This is a genomic window from Ramlibacter sp. bp-362, from assembly GCF_054956735.1.
In genome coordinates, this window is sequence record NZ_JBUDXE010000004.1 from 316,690 (window position 1) to 332,184 (window position 15,495).

At 71.1% G+C, this 15,495-nt stretch carries 17 protein-coding genes; 13 read left to right on the top strand and 4 right to left on the bottom strand.

From position 1 onward, the window contains the following. Window positions 1-4: 4 nt before the first annotated feature. Entirely contained in the window at window positions 5-1,195 is a 1,191-nt protein-coding gene (locus tag ACY0MJ_RS07710) for a c-type cytochrome (protein WP_462637805.1), read from the bottom strand. 92 nt (window positions 1,196-1,287) lie between these two features. Continuing rightward, entirely contained in the window at window positions 1,288-1,986 is a 699-nt protein-coding gene (locus ACY0MJ_RS07715; protein ID WP_462637806.1) for a c-type cytochrome, read from the bottom strand. A gap of 212 nt (window positions 1,987-2,198) precedes the next feature. Here ACY0MJ_RS07715 and ACY0MJ_RS07720 point away from each other — a divergent pair, with 212 nt between their 5' ends. Both ACY0MJ_RS07720 and ACY0MJ_RS07725 read left to right on the top strand, forming a co-directional pair. Next, window positions 2,199-3,833, top strand: coding sequence for a multicopper oxidase domain-containing protein (locus ACY0MJ_RS07720; protein WP_462637768.1), 1,635 nt, complete (start codon window positions 2,199-2,201; stop codon window positions 3,831-3,833). Then, window positions 3,830-4,198: a hypothetical protein gene (locus tag ACY0MJ_RS07725; protein WP_462637769.1), complete on the top strand. Its 369-nt coding sequence runs from the start codon at window positions 3,830-3,832 to the stop codon at window positions 4,196-4,198. The genes ACY0MJ_RS07720 and ACY0MJ_RS07725 overlap by 4 nt, the downstream gene beginning before the upstream one ends. A gap of 1 nt (window position 4,199) precedes the next feature. Here the strand turns inward: ACY0MJ_RS07725 and ACY0MJ_RS07730 are convergent, their stop codons facing one another. Beyond that, window positions 4,200-4,622, bottom strand: a complete 423-nt coding sequence (locus ACY0MJ_RS07730) for a universal stress protein (RefSeq protein ID WP_462637770.1) — start codon at window positions 4,620-4,622, stop codon at window positions 4,200-4,202. A 35-nt stretch (window positions 4,623-4,657) separates the two neighbouring features. Next, the gene (locus ACY0MJ_RS07735; RefSeq protein ID WP_462637771.1) at window positions 4,658-5,101 is read right to left on the bottom strand and encodes a universal stress protein; all 444 of its coding nucleotides are present in this window, start codon (window positions 5,099-5,101) and stop codon (window positions 4,658-4,660) included. 152 nt (window positions 5,102-5,253) lie between these two features. Here ACY0MJ_RS07735 and ACY0MJ_RS07740 point away from each other — a divergent pair, with 152 nt between their 5' ends. From ACY0MJ_RS07740 to wecB, 11 genes are all read left to right on the top strand, one after another. Beyond that, a complete protein-coding gene (locus ACY0MJ_RS07740; RefSeq protein ID WP_462637772.1) occupies window positions 5,254-6,414 on the top strand; it encodes a PAS domain-containing sensor histidine kinase in 1,161 nt (386 codons plus the stop codon). A gap of 45 nt (window positions 6,415-6,459) precedes the next feature. After that, on the top strand, window positions 6,460-8,766 hold the full coding sequence (locus ACY0MJ_RS07745; protein ID WP_462637773.1) for a heavy metal translocating P-type ATPase: 2,307 nt from the start codon (window positions 6,460-6,462) through the stop codon (window positions 8,764-8,766). Between the two features lie 10 nt (window positions 8,767-8,776). Beyond that, window positions 8,777-8,914: a cbb3-type cytochrome oxidase assembly protein CcoS gene (gene ccoS, locus ACY0MJ_RS07750; RefSeq protein WP_462637774.1), complete on the top strand. Its 138-nt coding sequence runs from the start codon at window positions 8,777-8,779 to the stop codon at window positions 8,912-8,914. 44 nt (window positions 8,915-8,958) lie between these two features. Next, complete coding sequence (gene ccoN, locus ACY0MJ_RS07755) at window positions 8,959-10,398, top strand: cytochrome-c oxidase, cbb3-type subunit I (protein WP_462637775.1); 1,440 nt, start codon at window positions 8,959-8,961, stop codon at window positions 10,396-10,398. A 14-nt stretch (window positions 10,399-10,412) separates the two neighbouring features. Then, window positions 10,413-11,042, top strand: coding sequence for a cytochrome-c oxidase, cbb3-type subunit II (ccoO, locus tag ACY0MJ_RS07760; protein ID WP_462637776.1), 630 nt, complete (start codon window positions 10,413-10,415; stop codon window positions 11,040-11,042). Then, a complete protein-coding gene (locus ACY0MJ_RS07765) occupies window positions 11,039-11,173 on the top strand; it encodes a cbb3-type cytochrome oxidase subunit 3 (protein ID WP_462637777.1) in 135 nt (44 codons plus the stop codon). The genes ccoO and ACY0MJ_RS07765 overlap by 4 nt, the downstream gene beginning before the upstream one ends. 10 nt (window positions 11,174-11,183) lie before the next feature. Then, the gene (ccoP, locus tag ACY0MJ_RS07770) at window positions 11,184-12,098 is read left to right on the top strand and encodes a cytochrome-c oxidase, cbb3-type subunit III (protein ID WP_462637778.1); all 915 of its coding nucleotides are present in this window, start codon (window positions 11,184-11,186) and stop codon (window positions 12,096-12,098) included. Window positions 12,099-12,105: 7 nt separating this feature from the next. Further along, the gene (ccoG, locus tag ACY0MJ_RS07775; RefSeq protein WP_462637779.1) at window positions 12,106-13,524 is read left to right on the top strand and encodes a cytochrome c oxidase accessory protein CcoG; all 1,419 of its coding nucleotides are present in this window, start codon (window positions 12,106-12,108) and stop codon (window positions 13,522-13,524) included. A gap of 13 nt (window positions 13,525-13,537) precedes the next feature. Continuing rightward, on the top strand, window positions 13,538-13,795 hold the full coding sequence (locus ACY0MJ_RS07780) for a FixH family protein (protein ID WP_462637780.1): 258 nt from the start codon (window positions 13,538-13,540) through the stop codon (window positions 13,793-13,795). 34 nt (window positions 13,796-13,829) lie between these two features. Continuing rightward, a complete protein-coding gene (locus tag ACY0MJ_RS07785; RefSeq protein WP_462637781.1) occupies window positions 13,830-14,066 on the top strand; it encodes a hypothetical protein in 237 nt (78 codons plus the stop codon). Between the two features lie 291 nt (window positions 14,067-14,357). Continuing rightward, window positions 14,358-15,482 (top strand): non-hydrolyzing UDP-N-acetylglucosamine 2-epimerase, encoded by a 1,125-nt coding sequence (gene wecB / locus ACY0MJ_RS07790; protein ID WP_462637782.1) that lies wholly within the window; start codon window positions 14,358-14,360, stop codon window positions 15,480-15,482. Window positions 15,483-15,495 lie beyond the last annotated feature (13 nt).

The following is a 15,495-nucleotide window of genomic DNA, read 5'->3' on the forward strand; positions in this document are numbered from 1 at the left end:
GGCCTCACTCCAGGGGCACCGAGCGCAGGGCGTTGACCTGCGCCGCCGTCACCGGCGTGCCGCCATTGCCCCAGGCGACCCGGATGTAGGTGACCACCGCCGCGACTTCCTCGTCGCTCAGCAGGTGGGCGAAGGGCGGCATCCCGTAGGGCCGCGGGTTCTTGCGCGTGGCCGGCGCGTAGCCGCCGTTGAGCACCATCCGGATCGGGTTGACCGGCACGGCCATCTCGATCGACTGGTTGTTGGCCAGCGGCGGGAAGTGCGGGGGGAAGGCCTTGCCCTCGTCGCCGTGGCACATCGCGCACTGCGCGACGTAGATGCGCCGGCCCAGCTCCATGGTGGCGGGCGCGACCAGCTGCGCCTTGGGCTCGGGTCGCTTCTCGCCCTGCGGCGGCAGCGACTTCAGGTACACGGCCATCGCGCGCACGTCGGCGTCGCTCAGGTACTGCAGGCTGTGGAAGGTGACCTCGGCCATGGGGCCGTAGACGGCGCCGCGGCGCGACACGCCCACCTGCAGCAGGTCCGCGATTTCCTGCAGCGACCATTCGCCCAGGCCCGCCTCGCGGTTGGAGGTGAGCGAGGGCGCGTACCAGTTCTGGTTGGGAATCATGCCGCCGCTGAACGTCTCCTGCTCGCGCGAGCCGCCCAGCGCCGAGACGGCCGTGTGGCACATGGAGCAGTGGCCCAGGCCCTGCACCAGGTAGGCGCCGCGGTTCCAGTCCTTCCCCTGCTTCGGGTCGGGCTGGTATTCGCCCTCGCGGAAGTACAGCGTGCGCCAGCCGACCAGCAGCTCGCGCTGGTTGAAGGGGAAGCGCAGTTCGTGCGGGCGGCTGGGCAGCTTCACCGGCGGCACGGACATGAGGTACGCGTACATCGCGTCGGAGTCCTCGCGCGTGACCTTGGTGTAGTTGGCGAAGGGCATCGCCGGGTAGAGCAGGGTGCCGTCCCGCGAGCGGCCGGTGTGCAGCATCCGGTAGAAGTCCTCGGGCGTCCAGCGGCCGATGCCGGTCTCGTCGTCCGGCGTGATGTTGGACGTGTACATGTTGCCGAAGGGCGTGGGCATCGCGCGGCCGCCGGCGAACAGCGGCCCGCCCGGCGCCGTGTGGCAGGCCACGCAGTCGCCGGCGCGCGCGAGGTACTCGCCGCGCGAAATGATGTCGCTGCCCACCGGCCCCATCGGCGCGCCGTGCTGGATGCGCTCCCAGGGCCGCAATTGCCAGGCGAGCCACAGCAGCCCGGCGAGCAGCAGCAGCGCGAGGGCGGCGAGCACGGCGAGGAAGCGCCGGTTCACCGCTGGCTCCCGCAGGTGAGGGGCATGCGCACCGTGTTGCGTGCATCGGGCGCGGGATCGGCGGGCGGGGGCAGCGCGCCCAGGTAGCCGGCGAGCGCCTGGATGTCGTTCTCCTGCAGCCGGATGGCGATGCGGTGCATGCAGTCGGGCTCGGCGGCGCGCCGCTCGCCCGCGCGCCAGCGCGTGAGCTGCGCGGCGATGTAGTTGGGACGCAGGCCGACGAGGCCGGGAATGCCGGGGACCATGCCGGTCAGGCGCGTGCCGTGGCAGGCCATGCAGGCGGGGATCTGCCGGTTGGCGTCGCCGTGCTCCACCAGCGCGCGCCCGTGGGCCAGCTGCGCCTGCGGCAGCGCCGAGGGCGTCGGCGGCCGGAAGGGCGGGCGCACCGAGGCGAAGTACTGCGCCATCTCGCGCAGGTAGTCGTCGGTCAGGTAGGCCACCAGGTAGTTCATGGGCGCGTAGCGCCGGCTGCCGTCGCGGAAGGCGCGCAGCTGGTTGAACAGGTAGCCGGCGGGCTTGCCGGCGATCCGCGGGAAGTAGTCGCTGCTGGTGCCCTGGCCCTGCTGGCCGTGGCAGGTCGCGCAGCCCTGCACGCGCGCCTCCATCGAATCGAGTTCGTCGAACGCGGGCACGGCCGCCGGGTCCTGCTGCGCGCGCGCGAGCCCGCCGGCCAGCACGAGGGCGAGGCCGGCCATGCAGCAGCGCGCGGTTCGCTTGTCCAGCACTTTTCTCCCTGGGCCAGCCGTGCATCATTGCGGCGGTCCCCGGGACGTCCTGTAGGAACCGGCCGACAGCACTGTAGGAACGGGGCCCGGATTCCTGAACCGCGGTGACCGCATGTCGCGCGTGCGGCCCGCGCCACCGGCGCTTTCTCCTAGACTGCGCCGCACAACGAGAAGGAGAGTTCATGCCCATGCGTCCATCGATGCGCCGCGCCGGCGGCCTCGCGGCCATCGCCCTCGTGCTCGCGCTGGCCGGCTGCGACAAGGAACCGGCGAAGGAGGCGAAGCAGCCGCAAGCCCCGGCGGCGGCCGCCGCGCAGCCCGACACGATCCGCCACGAGAGCTACGACCACAAGGACATGGCCTTCGGTTCGCCGCCGGCCGTGGTCTCGTCCGAGCGGCACCAGGGCCCCTTCGCGGCCGGCAACGCGCTCACCATGGGCCCCGCGGTCAAGCCGCTCGACACGTCGCCCGTGAAGGAGATCCGGCTCGACGTCACGCACCGCATCATCGAGATCGCGCCCGGCGTGAAGTACAGCGCCTGGACCTTCGGCGACCAGGTGCCCGGCCCCATCGTGCGCGCCCGCGTGGGCGACCGCATCAAGTTCACCATGACCAACCGCTCCGACGAGGCGATGCCCGGCCCGCGGCTGACGGCGGCGCCGATGATGCACTCGATGGACTTCCACTCCGCCATGGTCGCGCCGAACGACAAGTACCGCTCGATCGCGCCGGGGCAGACGATCTCGTTCGAGTTCACGCCCAACTACCCGGGCGTCTTCATGTACCACTGCGGCACGCCGATGGTGCTGGAGCACATCGCGTCGGGCATGTACGGGATGATGATCGTCGAGCCGCGCGGCGGCTACCCGACCAAGGTGGACCGCGAGTACGCGGTGATCCAGAGCGAGTTCTACACGAAGCTGGACCCCGAGCACCGCAAGGTGGACGGCCAGCCGCTGTACGTGCTGGACGGCGACCGCGTGCGCTCCAAGGCGCCGACGTACACCGTCTTCAACGGGCGCTACAACTCCATGGTGGAGACGCCGCTGGAGGCCAAGCCGCTGGAGCGCGTGCGCCTGTTCGTCCTGAACGTCGGGCCATCGAACACGTCCAGCTTCCACGTGGTGGGGACGATCTTCGACCGCGTGTGGATCGACGGCAACCCGGAGAACCAGTTCCGCGGCATGCAGACGGTGCTGCTCGGCTCGTCGAGCGGCGCGATCGTGGAGTTCGTCATCCCGGAGGCGGGCAACTACGCGATGGTGGACCACCACTTCGCCAACGCCTCGCAGGGCGCGATCGGCATCATCGCCGCCGGCGCCGCGCCGGGCAGCGACCCCGAGCACCACAACATCCCGGCGACCGCCGCGCCGACCGACCCGGCGGCGCAGCGCGGCAAGCTGGCCTTCGAATCGAAGTGCCTTGCCTGCCACACCATCGCCGGCGGCGACCGCCTGGGCCCCGACCTGTTCGGCGTGACGAAGCGGCACGACGAGGGCTGGCTCACGCGCTGGCTGAAGTCGCCCGAGCAGATGCTGCAGACCGACCCGGTGGCCAAGGCCTTGCTGGACAAGTGGAAGGTGCCGATGCCCAACCAGGGGCTGAGCGACAGCGAGATCAAGGAGTACCTGGCGTACTTCAAGTGGGCCGACACGAACGTGCAGCCCCAGGGCACCCGGCAGCCGCAGCCGGCCGCCGCCGGCACCGCGCTGCCGCCCTCGCGCACCAAGTCGGCGACGCCGATGCCGGGCGAGGGCACCGGCGCGTCCAGCGGGACGCCGGCGACGGCGCCCGCGCGCGCCATGGAGCACAAATGAAGCGCCGCACCTGGATCGCCGCGCTGCTGGCCGCCGGCGCCCTGCCGGCGGCGCAGGCCTGCGGCACCTGCGTGGAGGACAAGATCGCCGCCACCTACGACTGGGCGGAAGTGCAGCGCGCGGCGGCGGCCGGCCGCGCGGTGGTCTATTGCGAGGTGGCGGGCCCGTGGGACGCCGCGCGGCTCGAGGCGGCGGCGCGCAAGGTGCGCGGGCTGGATGCGAAGAGCCTGCGCCTGTCCCGCGAACCGGCGGCGCTGTCCTTCGCGCTCGACACGAAGAAGCAGTCGCCGCAGGCGGCCGTGCTGGCGCTGCAGGTGGCGGCGCCGGCGGGAACGCGGATAGCGATCGTCAAGGTGGTGAAGTAGGCTACTTCACCAGCAGCACCGGGATCTCGCAGTGCGTCAGCACGGTCTGCGCGACGCTGCCCAGCAGCGCGCGGCCCAGGATGCCGTGGCCGTGGGTGCCCATGACGACCAGGTGGGCCTTTTCCTTCTTCGCCAGCCGCACGATCTCCTGTCCGGGCGCGCCGACGGCGGAGCGCGTGGTGTAGGAGATGTCGTGGCGCTGCAGGAACTTCTCGATCGGGCGCAGCACCTTCTCGGACTCCTCGCGGTGGTACTCGTTGACGGCGGCGGCGCCCACCATGCTGCGCACGCGCGGCGGCACGGCCGGTTGCACGTTGACGACGACGACGTGGCCGTCTTCCCCCGCAAGCGCTTCATGGGTGACCAGGAAGGCCAGGGCCTTCTTCGTGTAGCTGCTGCCATCGGCGGCCAGGACGATCTTCATTCGTTTCCTTCTTCGGTCGTGGTTGGAACAGCCGGTCAGCGCAGGACCAGCACCGGGATGTTGCCATGCGTCAGGACGTGCTGGGTCTCGCTACCCAGGAGCAGGCGCTTGATGCCCTTGCGCCCGTGCGAGGCCATCACGACCAGGTCGCACTTGTGCTTGCGCGCGGCGGCCAGGATCGCCTCTGCGACCAGGTCGGAGCGCACCGTGACGGCCTTCGCCCGCACGCCGGCCTTCTGCGCCGCGCGCAGCACCTCGTCGGCCAGGGCCTGGCCCTGTTCGGCCCACTGCTTCTCGGCCCGCGCCACTTCGGCGGGCGGCAGCGCGATGGCGCCCTCGAAGTAGGAGGTGGGGTAGCGCGGGACCACGTTGAGGGCGACCACCTCGGCGCCCAGCGTGGCGGCGAGTTCGACGGCGCTCCGGGCCGCCTTCTTCGACAGCGGCGAGCCGTCGGTGGGAACGAGGATGCGTTGGTACATGAGCACAAGCTTAGGCCCGATCGGCCGGCTTCGCTTGACGCGGATCAAGCGCAGCCCGGCCGGCGCGGCGTCGGCGGCGTCCGACGCCGGATGGCACAGCGGTGGAAGGACGGCGGGGCTGCCGGCATGCCAAGGTAGGCGCTGGTGATCCCATGAACAGCTTCCTCGCCGACGCCCGTTCGCTGGAGTTCCTCGAGGCTGCCTTGCAGCAGGTGACGGACTTCGCCTTCATCCTCCTGGACGAGGAGGGACGGGTGGTGGCCTGGCTCGGGGGCGCGGAGAAGATCCTGGGCTACCGCGCCGACGAGATGCGCGGCATGCCCCTGGGCCTCATCTTCACCGAGGACGACCTCCAGCGCGGGTTCGACAAGTACGAACTGGAGGTGGCGCGCAGCTGCGCGCGCTCGGAAGACGAGCGCTGGCACGTGCGGAAGGACGGCATGCGGATCTGGGCGACCGGCTCGGTGAGCGCGATCCGCCGCGACGGCGACGTCCTCGGATTCGTCAAGATCCTGCGTGACCGCACCGACGTGCGTACCCGCATCGACACGCTGGACAACAGCGTCGCGGCGCTGCGCGCCTCCCGCGAGGAGACGAACCTGGTGCTGCAGACCCTCGGCCACGAGCTGCGCAACCCGCTCGCGCCCATGCTGAATGCCGTCCACCTCCTGGGGCGCGCCTGCGAGGATGGGGCCGCCGCCCATGCGCTGCAGATCCTGCGGCGGCAGATCGCGGTGCTGCAGCGGCTGGCCGAGGACCTGGTGGACGCGTCGCGCGTCGCGACGGGGAAGGTGCATCTGCAGCGACAGGGCCTCGACCTGCGGCAGCTGGTCGAGGAGGCCACGGAATCGCTGCAGGAAGCCGCGCAGGCGCGCGGCCTGCACCTGCGTGCGCTGCTGCCCGAAACGCCGATCCGCCTGGTGGCGGACCCGCAGCGGCTGCAGCAGGTGGTGCTCAACCTGCTGGGCAACGCGCTGAAATACACGCCGGCGGGCGGCAGCATCTGGGTGAAGACCGTGCTCGAAGGCGGCGAGGCCGTGCTGCGGGTGGAAGACACGGGCATCGGCATCGCGCCGGAGGCGCTGCCGCGCATCTTCGAGCTGTTCACGCAGGACATCGAGGCCGAGCGCCTCGCGCCGGGAGGCCTCGGCGTCGGCCTCGCGCTGGTCCGCAATTTCGTCGAGCTGCATGGCGGCACGGTGCAGGCGCGCAGCGAGGGGCGGGGCCGCGGCGCGGAGTTCGTCGTGCGCCTTCCGGCGGCCGACGCCGGACCGCAGGCGCCCGGTCCCGAGCCGCAATCCCGCCCCGCTTGATCCCCGTCAACCGGGCGAGGCGTCGCGGCCCCTAGGCTTGCCTCGATGCAAGCTGCGCCATCGTTCGTCATCCCCGCGCAGGCGGGGACCCGGGGCATTCCGCACCCGCCGTCCGCGGCGGGCGTGGACGACCCCGCCGAATGGCAGTCCTTCAGCCGGCCCGTCCCCGGCGCGGACGGCGCCTGGGAGTCCTGCCTCGCGATCGAGGGCATCCACTGCGCGGGCTGCACGCTCACGATCGAGCAGGCGCTCGCCGGCCTGCCCGGCGTGCGCGGCGTCGACGTGAACGGCGCGACGGCGACGGCGCGCATCGCCTGGGACCCGGCGCGGGGCCGGCCCTCGCAGTGGCTGGCGGCGCTCGCGCGCGCCGGCTACCGCGGCCTGCCCGCGGCCGACCAGCTGGAAGCCGCGCCGCGCCGGCAGGCGCAGCGGGTGATGCTGTGGCGCTGGCTGGTGGCCGGCTTCTGCATGATGCAGGTGATGATGTACGCGGTGCCCGCGTACGTCGCGGCGCCGGGCGAGATCACGCCGGACGTCTCCGCGCTGCTGCGCTGGGCCGCGTGGCTGCTGACGCTGCCGGTGCTGCTGTTCTCCTGCAGCCCCTTCTTCGCCTCGGCCTGGCGCGACCTGCGCCACGGCCGCATCGGCATGGACGTGCCGGTGAGCCTGGGCATCGCCATCGCCTTCGGCGCCAGCACCGCGTCCACCTTCGATCCCGCGGGGCCGCTGGGCGGCGAGGTCTGGTACGACTCGGTGACCATGTTCGTCTTCTTCCTGCTCTCGGGCCGGCTGCTGGAGCAGCGCCTGCGCGATCGCACGGCCGGCGCGCTGGCCGCGCTGCTGCGGCGCCTCCCGCCTGCGGTGGAGCGCCTGCGCGACGACGGCGGCAGCGAGCACGTGGCCGTGGCCCGGCTCGTGCCGGGCGACCGCGTGCGCCTGCGGGCGGGCGAGATGGTCCCCGCCGACGGCGTGCTGGTCGAGGGCGCGACGCAGGTCGACGAGGCGCTGCTCACCGGCGAGTCCACGCCGCTGCCGCGCCGCGCGGGCGAGGCCGTCGTCGCGGGCAGCGCCAACCTGGGCGGGACGGTCGTGCTGCGGGTGGAGCGCACGGGCGAAGCGACGCGCTTCGGCCAGATCGTCGCGCTGATGGAGCGCGCGGCGCACGAGAAGCCGGCGCTGGCGCGGCTGGCCGACCGCATCGCCACGCCCTTCCTCGTGGCGGTGCTCGTGGCCGCCGCGGGCGCGGCCTGGTGGTGGTGGCCGCAGGGTCCGGGGCAGGCGCTCGGCATCGCGGTGGCCGTGCTGATCGTCACCTGTCCCTGCGCGCTGTCGCTGGCCACGCCGGCGGCGACGCTCGCGGCCGCCGGCGCGCTGGCGCGGCGCGGCATCCTCGTGCGCCGGCTGGAGGCGCTGGAAGCGGGCGCGGCGATCGACACGGTCGTCTTCGACAAGACGGGCACGCTCACCGGCGACCGAATGGCTGTCGGCGCCGTGCGCACCCGCACAGGCGTCACGGAAGATGAGGCGCTGGCCTGGGCCGGCGCGCTCGCGCGCGAGTCGCTGCATCCGGCCTCGCGCGCGCTGGCGGCCGCAGCGGGCGACCGCGCCGCGGACGTGCGGGACGTGCGCGAGCATGCGGGGCAGGGCGTCTCGGGGCGCCTCCTGCGCGCGGGCACCGCGGCGTCGCTGCGCCTGGGTTCGGCGGCGTTCTGCGACGTCACCGAAATGCAGGCGCGCGACGATGCATTGCAGGTCCACCTGGCTGACGACGCCGGCTGGATCGCCAGCTTCGCGGTGCAGGAAACGCTGCGTCCCGGTGCATCGCCGGCGATCGCCGCGCTGCGCCGGCAGGGCCTGCAGGTGCACGTGCTCTCGGGCGACCGGCCGGCGGCCGTGCGGCAGTTCGCCGCGCGCGTCGGCATCGGCCAGGCCTTCGGCGGCCGCACGCCGCAGGACAAGCTGGCGCACGTGGAGCGCCTGCAGCGCGCGGGCCGGCGGATCGCCATTGTCGGCGACGGCCTGAACGACGGACCGGTGCTCGCGCGCGCGGATCTCTCCATCGCCGTGGGGAACGCGGTGCCGCTCGCGCAGGCGCGCAGCGATTTCATCGTGCAGGGCGGCCAGCTGGAAGGCGTGGCCGCGGTGCTGCAGCTGGCGCGGCGCACGCACGCGGTGGTGCGCCAGAACCTCGCGTGGGCCGCCGGCTACAACGCGGTCTGCGTGCCGCTCGCGATCGCGGGGTGGATGCCGCCGTGGCTGGCGGGGCTGGGGATGGCGGCGAGTTCGCTGTTCGTGGTGCTCAATGCCGCGCGGCTCGCGCGCACACCGTCATCCCCGCCTGCGCGGGGATGACGAAGGTTCCATGGACATCCTCTTCATCCTCATCCCCCTCTCCGTCGTCCTCGCGCTCGTGATCCTCGGCGCGCTGGGCTGGGCCGTGTGGCGCGGGCAGTTCGAGGGCGTGGAGGCGGAGGGGGAGCGCATTCTCGGCGGCGATTGACCTTCATCAAGTCCGGCCCTGCTGCCGGAAGGGAGACTCGCTGCATGAACCAAGTCTCCGTCACTCCTGCCAGCTACAGCGACACCGTCGTGCGGCAGTTCTCGCTCGCGGCGGTGCTCTGGGGCGTCGTGGGCATGCTGGTCGGCGTGTTCATCGCGGCCCAGCTCGCGTGGCCCGAACTGAACATGGGCATTCCCTGGCTCTCCTACGGGCGCCTGCGGCCGCTGCACACCAACGCCGTGATCTTCGCCTTCGGCGGCTGCGCGCTGTTCGCGAGCAGCTACTGGGTGGTGCAGCGCACCTCGCAGGTGCCGCTGTTCATGCCGCGCCTGGCCGCGTTCACGTTCTGGGGCTGGCAGGCGGTGATCGTCGCCGCCGCGATCAGCCTGCCCCTGGGTTTCACGCAGGCCAAGGAGTACGCGGAACTGGAGTGGCCGATCGACATCCTCATCACGCTGGTGTGGGTCGCGTATGCCGTGGTGTTCTTCGGCACGATCGGCAAGCGCAAGGTGAAGCACATCTACGTGGCCAACTGGTTCTACGGCGCGTACATCATCGCGGTGGCGCTGCTGCACCTGGTGAACAACGCCGTGATCCCGGCGGGCTGGATGAAGTCGTACTCGGTCTACGCCGGCGTGCAGGACGCGATGGTGCAGTGGTGGTACGGCCATAACGCCGTGGGCTTCTTCCTCACCGCCGCCTTCCTGGGGATGATGTACTACTTCATCCCCAAGCAGGCCGAGCGGCCGGTCTACAGCTACCGGCTCTCCATCGTCCACTTCTGGGCGCTGATCTTCACGTACATGTGGGCGGGCCCGCACCACCTGCACTACACGGCGCTGCCGGACTGGACGCAGTCGCTGGGCATGCTGTTCTCTGTGATCCTGCTCGCGCCCAGCTGGGGCGGGATGATCAACGGGATGATGACGCTCTCGGGCGCGTGGCACAAGCTGCGCGACGACCCGGTGCTGCGCTTCCTGATCGTGTCGCTCTCCTTCTACGGCATGAGCACCTTCGAGGGGCCCATGATGTCCATCAAGACGGTCAACGCGCTGTCGCACTACACCGACTGGACGGTCGGCCACGTGCACGCCGGCGCGCTGGGCTGGGTGGGCCTGATCTCCATGGGCACGCTGTACTACCTGATCCCGCGCCTGTTCGGGCAGAAGAGGATGTACTCGGTCAAGGCGATCGAGCTGCACTTCTGGATCGCCACCGTGGGCATCGTTCTGTACATCGCCGCGATGTGGATCGCCGGCGTGATGCAGGGCCTGATGTGGCGCGCCGTCAACGGCGACGGCACGCTCACCTACACCTTCGTCGAATCGGTGAAGGCGACCTATCCCTTCTACGTGATCCGCGTGATCGGCGGCCTGCTGTACCTGGCCGGCATGCTGGTGATGGCCTGGAACACCTGGATGACCGTGGCCAACGGCCGCGCCGTGCGCTTCGACGTGCCGGCCGCCGTGCCGCACGCGGCCTGAGAGAGATGCAAGACATGAGCGACAACACGCAAACCTCGCCTGGCTTCTCGCACGAGAAGGTCGAGACCAGCAACTTCCTGATGATCGTGCTGATCCTGCTGGTGGTGGCCATCGGCGGGCTGGTGGAGATCGTGCCCCTGTTCTTCCAGAAGTCGACCACCGAGCCGGTGACGGGCCTGAAGCCCTACACGGCGCTGCAGGTGGCGGGGCGCGACATCTACATCCGCGAAGGCTGCTACAACTGCCACTCGCAGATGATCCGGCCCTTCCGCGCCGAGACGCTGCGCTACGGCCACTACTCGGTCGCGGGCGAATTCGTCTACGACCACCCGTTCCAGTGGGGCTCCAAGCGCACGGGCCCCGACCTGCACCGCGTCGGCGGCAAGTACAGCGACGAGTGGCACCGCATCCACCTCGCGAATCCGCGCGACGTGGTGCCGGAATCGAACATGCCGGCCTACTCGTGGCTGGAGAAGAGCCCGGCCGACGCCGGCTCGATCCAGGCGCACATGAAGGCGCTGCGCGCCGCCGGCGTGCCCTACAGCGACGCCGAGATCGCCGCGGCGCCGGCCGAACTGAAGGGCCGCACGGAGATGGACGCCGTCGTCGCCTACCTGCAATCCCTCGGGAAGACCCTCAAATGATCAACATCCTGCGCGAGATCGCCACGGTGGCGTCCTTCACCGCCTTCCTCGGCGTCGTCTGGTGGGCCTGGTCCCGCCGCAACCGCGACGGCCTGGAGGAGGCCGGCCGCATCCCGTTCCAGCAGGACTGAAGGAGGCCCCATGAGCGATTTCACCCACGGCTTCTGGTCGGTCTACGTCGCCGCCTTCGCCATCGCAGGCATCGCGGGCTGCGCGCTGCTGCTGTGGCTCACCGCGCGCAAGAAGGTCCAGGCGCGGGCCGACAACACCACGGGCCACGTCTGGGACGAGGACCTGACCGAGATGAACAACCCGCTGCCGATGTGGTGGGTGGGCCTGTTCATCCTCACCATCGTGTTCTCGGCCGGCTACCTGGTCTTCTATCCCGGGCTGGGCTCCTACGAGGGCCAGCTGAAATGGAGCACCCGCTCGGAGTACCAGTCCGAGGTGGACGAGGCGACGAAGCAGCTGGAGCCGCTGTACGCGCAGTTCACGCAGCGCAAGGTGGAGGAGCTGGCGGGCGACCCGAATGCCATGGCGATCGGCGAGCGGTTGTTCATGAACAACTGCGCCCAGTGCCACGGCTCGGACGCGCGGGGCAGCAAGGGCTTCCCCAACCTCGCCGACGGCGACTGGCTGCACGGCGGCAGCGGCGAGAAGATCGCGGAGACGATCACCAAGGGCCGCACCGGCACCATGCCGCCCATGGCCGCGGCGGTCGGAAGCGCCGACGACGTGAAGAACGTCGCCCACTACGTGCTGTCGCTGTCGAACAGCCCGCACGACTCCCTGCGGGCGCAGCTGGGCAAGAGCAAGTTCACCGCCTGCGCGGCCTGCCACGGCATGGACGGCAAGGGCAACCCCGCGCTGGGCGCGCCCAACCTCACCGACGACGTCTGGCTGCACGGCTGGGGCGAACCGGCGATCGTGGCGATGGTCAACAACGGCAAGGTCAACCAGATGCCGGCCCAGGAAGACAAGCTCACGCCGGCGCAGATCCACGTGCTGGCGAGCTACGTGTGGGGGCTGTCGAACCGGACGGCGGCGAAGCCCTAGCGGTGACATGAAAGTCATTCCCATCACCCCCGTGCCCGCCGACGGCGACGCGCAGGGGCTGTACGTTTCGGAGAAGAAGGTCTACCCGCGCTGGGTGGCGGGGACCTTCGCGCGCTGGCGCTGGGTCTTCGTGTGGCTCACGCAGGTCGTGTTCTACGGGCTGCCGTGGCTCTCCTGGGGCGAGCGGCCGGCCGTGCTGTTCGACCTGGCGGCGCGGCGCTTCTACATCTTCGGCTACGTCCTGTATCCGCAGGACTTCATCTACCTCACCGGCCTGCTCGTGATCAGCGCCCTGTCGCTGTTCCTGTTCACCGCGGTCGCCGGGCGCCTGTGGTGCGGCTTCGCCTGCCCGCAGACGGTCTACACCGAGATCTTCCTGTGGATCGAGCGCAAGGTGGAAGGCGAGCGCAACCAGCGCATCAAGCTCGACGCGTCGCGCCTGTCGGCGGAAAAGCTCGCGAAGAAGTCGCTCAAGCACCTGATCTGGGGCGCCGTCGCCCTGTGGACCGGCTTCACCTTCGTCGGCTACTTCACGCCCATCACCGGGCTCGGGTCCGAGCTGCTGCAGGCGCGCTTCGCCTCGTGGGAGGCCTTCTGGGTCGCCTTCTACGGCTTCGCCACCTACGGCAACGCCGGCTTCATGCGCGAGCAGGTCTGCAAGTACATGTGCCCCTACGCGCGCTTCCAGAGCGCGATGTTCGACCGCGACACGCTGATCGTCAGCTACGACACGGCGCGCGGCGAGCCCCGCGGCACCCGCGGGCGCAAGCAGGACTTCCAGGCCATGAACCTCGGTTCCTGCATAGACTGCGGCCTGTGCGTGCAGGTCTGCCCCACCGGCATCGACATCCGCCAGGGCCTGCAGTACGAGTGCATCGGCTGCGCCGCCTGCGTGGACGCCTGCGACGGCGTGATGGACAAGATGCAGTACCCGCGCGGGCTGATCCGCTTCACCACCCAGAACGCGCTGGCGGAGGCCGGCGGGGCGGGGCGCGACTTCATCCTCAAGCGCGTGCTGCGCCCCCGCGTGCTGGTCTACGGCGCCATCCTCGCGGCGCTCTCGATCGGCGTGCTGGCGAGCCTGGCGCTGCGCACGCCGCTGAAGGTGGACGTGGTGCGCGACCGCGCCGCGCTGGCGCGCATCGTGGCCGGCGGCAGGCTGGAGAACGTGTACCGGCTGCAGGTGATGAACGCGACCGAGCGGCCGCAGCGCTATCGCATCTCGGCCGAGGGCCTGCCGGGCCTGGCCATGGCGTCCGACCGCGAGGTCGAGGTGGGCGCGGCCGAATCGCGCTGGGTCGCGGTGCGCCTGCAGCTGCCCTACGGCGGCGCGCCGGCGGGCTCGCACGCCATCCACTTCGACGTCGCGACCGTGGGCGGCGACGCGCACGTGCGCGAGAAGTCGGTGTTCCTGGTGCCGCGCTGAAAGGGAATGACGAATGACGAATGACGAAATGACCGGCAGCGCACCGTGGTGGAAGCACGGCTTCGTGTGGATGGTGATCGCGGGCCCCGCGGTCGTGGTGGTCGCCGGCATCGCGACGCTGGTGATCGCCGTGCGCACCGCCGACCCGGTCGTCGAGGCCGACTACTACCGGCGCGGCATCGAGATCAACAAGGCCCTGGCCGCGCGCGACAAGGCGCGGCTGCCCGCCCTGCAGGGGCGCAACCACGCCGCCACGCCCACGGCGCCCTGAGCGCCGCGGCCCCCCCGGCACGAGGAGAACGGCCATGGACGCGCGCATGATCACCATCGCCTGGCCCGCCTTCCTGGCCGCCTGCGTGCTGGAACTCCTGGTGTTCGCCTTCTTCGACCCGCTCGACCTGCAATGGGCCGGGCAGGCGCTGGCCTGGTCCCGCCAGGCGGTCTACACCGCCGCCTTCTTCGCCTTCTGGGGCGTGTGCAGCGGCGCGTGCGCGTTGACGTCCCTGCTGCACCTCTCCTCGCGCGAACTCAACGCGCGCTGAGCCTCGGCTCGACGGTAGGCAGCGTCCTACCCGCGAATGCGGGGGCCACTGTCGATTCCGCTGACCTTACAAATCCAACATCCCGTTCGGGTTTGAAACACACAGGTCGTCACAACGCCGCGCACATCCCACCCCGCATGCGGGGAACTCGCTCGATACGCCGAGCAGCCGTGCGGAGTCCGCTGTCGACCTGACGTGTAAGCAGTCGTACGAGCAGGGCGTAACGAGGGTTACGTCCGGCCGGAACAGCAGGAAGCCGGGTCGGACCGGCACCGACAGGGAGGCACAACCTTGGACCAGCGCGTCGTGGGCATCGTCAGCGGTACCCGGCCCGAGATCATCAAGCTCGCGCCCGTGTACCACGCATTGCGCGAGCACGAGGACCTGTGCGTCCTGTGGATCCACACGGGCCAGCACGGCGACATGGCCTCCGACATGCTGCGCTGCTTCGGCATCGCGCCCGACGTGGAACTCGGGCGCGGGGGCGACACGCTGGAGGCGTTCAGCGTCGCCTGCCGTTCGCAGCTCGACGCGCTGATGGCCAGGCAGCGCTGGGACCTCTGCATCGTGCAGGGCGACACCGAAAGCGCCTTCCTCGGCGCGCTGGCCGCGTTCTACCGCCGCGTGCCGGTCGCGCACGTCGAGGCGGGCCTGCGCACCTACAACCTCGAGCGTCCCTTCCCCGAGGAAGGCCTGCGCCAGATGATCAGCCGGCTCGCCTGCATGCACTACGCGCCGACGGAGCGGGCGCGCGCCGCGCTGCTGCGCGAGGGCATCGAGCCCGAGAAGATCCTGCTGACCGGCAACACCGTCGTCGATGCGCAGCAGTGGGTCTGCGAACGGTTCGGCATCCGCCGCGAAGGCGCGGCGGGCGAGGGCCACATCCTCGTCACCGCGCACCGGCGGGAGAACTGGGGCGAGGAGATGGAGCAGACCTTCCATGCCGTGGCCGACATCGCCCGTGCCCATCCGCACAGGCGCGTGCTGTTCCCCGTGCACCTGAACCCCGTGGTGCAGCGGCCGGCGCACGCCATCCTGCAAGGGCTGCCCAACGTGCGGCTGGTGGCGCCGCTCGACTACCTGGGCATGCAGCGGGCGCTGGTCGATGCCGCGCTGCTGCTCACCGATTCCGGCGGCCTGCAGGAAGAGGCGCCGACCTTCGGCGTCCCCACGCTCGTGCTGCGCCACGAGACCGAGCGGCCCGAGGCGGTGGAAGCCGGCTGCGCCCGCCTGGTCGGCCCGCAGCGCGAGGCCATCGTCCGCGAAGCCACGCGGCTGCTCTCCGACGACACGGCGGCCGCCGCGATGCGGCAGGCCGCCAATCCCTTCGGCGACGGGCAGGCGTCCCGCCGCATCGCGCAGGCCGTGCTCGCGCGCCTGGCCGTTCCCACCCCGCTGGCGGCGACGCCCGCCTGAGCCACAGGAGCCC

What these genes read in the sequence shown, in the direction of transcription:
- ACY0MJ_RS07715 (WP_462637806.1), bottom strand. Translation starts at nt 1,986, where the DNA reads ATGGCCGGCCTCGCCCTCGTGCTGGCCGGCGGGCTCGCGCGCGCGCAG.
- ACY0MJ_RS07720 (WP_462637768.1), top strand. Translation starts at nt 2,199, where the DNA reads ATGCCCATGCGTCCATCGATGCGCCGCGCCGGCGGCCTCGCGGCCATC.
- ACY0MJ_RS07725 (WP_462637769.1), top strand. Translation starts at nt 3,830, where the DNA reads ATGAAGCGCCGCACCTGGATCGCCGCGCTGCTGGCCGCCGGCGCCCTG.
- ACY0MJ_RS07730 (WP_462637770.1), bottom strand. Translation starts at nt 4,622, where the DNA reads ATGAAGATCGTCCTGGCCGCCGATGGCAGCAGCTACACGAAGAAGGCC.
- ACY0MJ_RS07735 (WP_462637771.1), bottom strand. Translation starts at nt 5,101, where the DNA reads ATGTACCAACGCATCCTCGTTCCCACCGACGGCTCGCCGCTGTCGAAG.
- ACY0MJ_RS07740 (WP_462637772.1), top strand. Translation starts at nt 5,254, where the DNA reads ATGAACAGCTTCCTCGCCGACGCCCGTTCGCTGGAGTTCCTCGAGGCT.
- ACY0MJ_RS07745 (WP_462637773.1), top strand. Translation starts at nt 6,460, where the DNA reads ATGCAAGCTGCGCCATCGTTCGTCATCCCCGCGCAGGCGGGGACCCGG.
- ccoS (WP_462637774.1), top strand. Translation starts at nt 8,777, where the DNA reads ATGGACATCCTCTTCATCCTCATCCCCCTCTCCGTCGTCCTCGCGCTC.
- ccoN (WP_462637775.1), top strand. Translation starts at nt 8,959, where the DNA reads ATGAACCAAGTCTCCGTCACTCCTGCCAGCTACAGCGACACCGTCGTG.
- ccoO (WP_462637776.1), top strand. Translation starts at nt 10,413, where the DNA reads ATGAGCGACAACACGCAAACCTCGCCTGGCTTCTCGCACGAGAAGGTC.
- ACY0MJ_RS07765 (WP_462637777.1), top strand. Translation starts at nt 11,039, where the DNA reads ATGATCAACATCCTGCGCGAGATCGCCACGGTGGCGTCCTTCACCGCC.
- ccoP (WP_462637778.1), top strand. Translation starts at nt 11,184, where the DNA reads ATGAGCGATTTCACCCACGGCTTCTGGTCGGTCTACGTCGCCGCCTTC.
- ccoG (WP_462637779.1), top strand. Translation starts at nt 12,106, where the DNA reads ATGAAAGTCATTCCCATCACCCCCGTGCCCGCCGACGGCGACGCGCAG.
- ACY0MJ_RS07780 (WP_462637780.1), top strand. Translation starts at nt 13,538, where the DNA reads ATGACGAATGACGAAATGACCGGCAGCGCACCGTGGTGGAAGCACGGC.
- ACY0MJ_RS07785 (WP_462637781.1), top strand. Translation starts at nt 13,830, where the DNA reads ATGGACGCGCGCATGATCACCATCGCCTGGCCCGCCTTCCTGGCCGCC.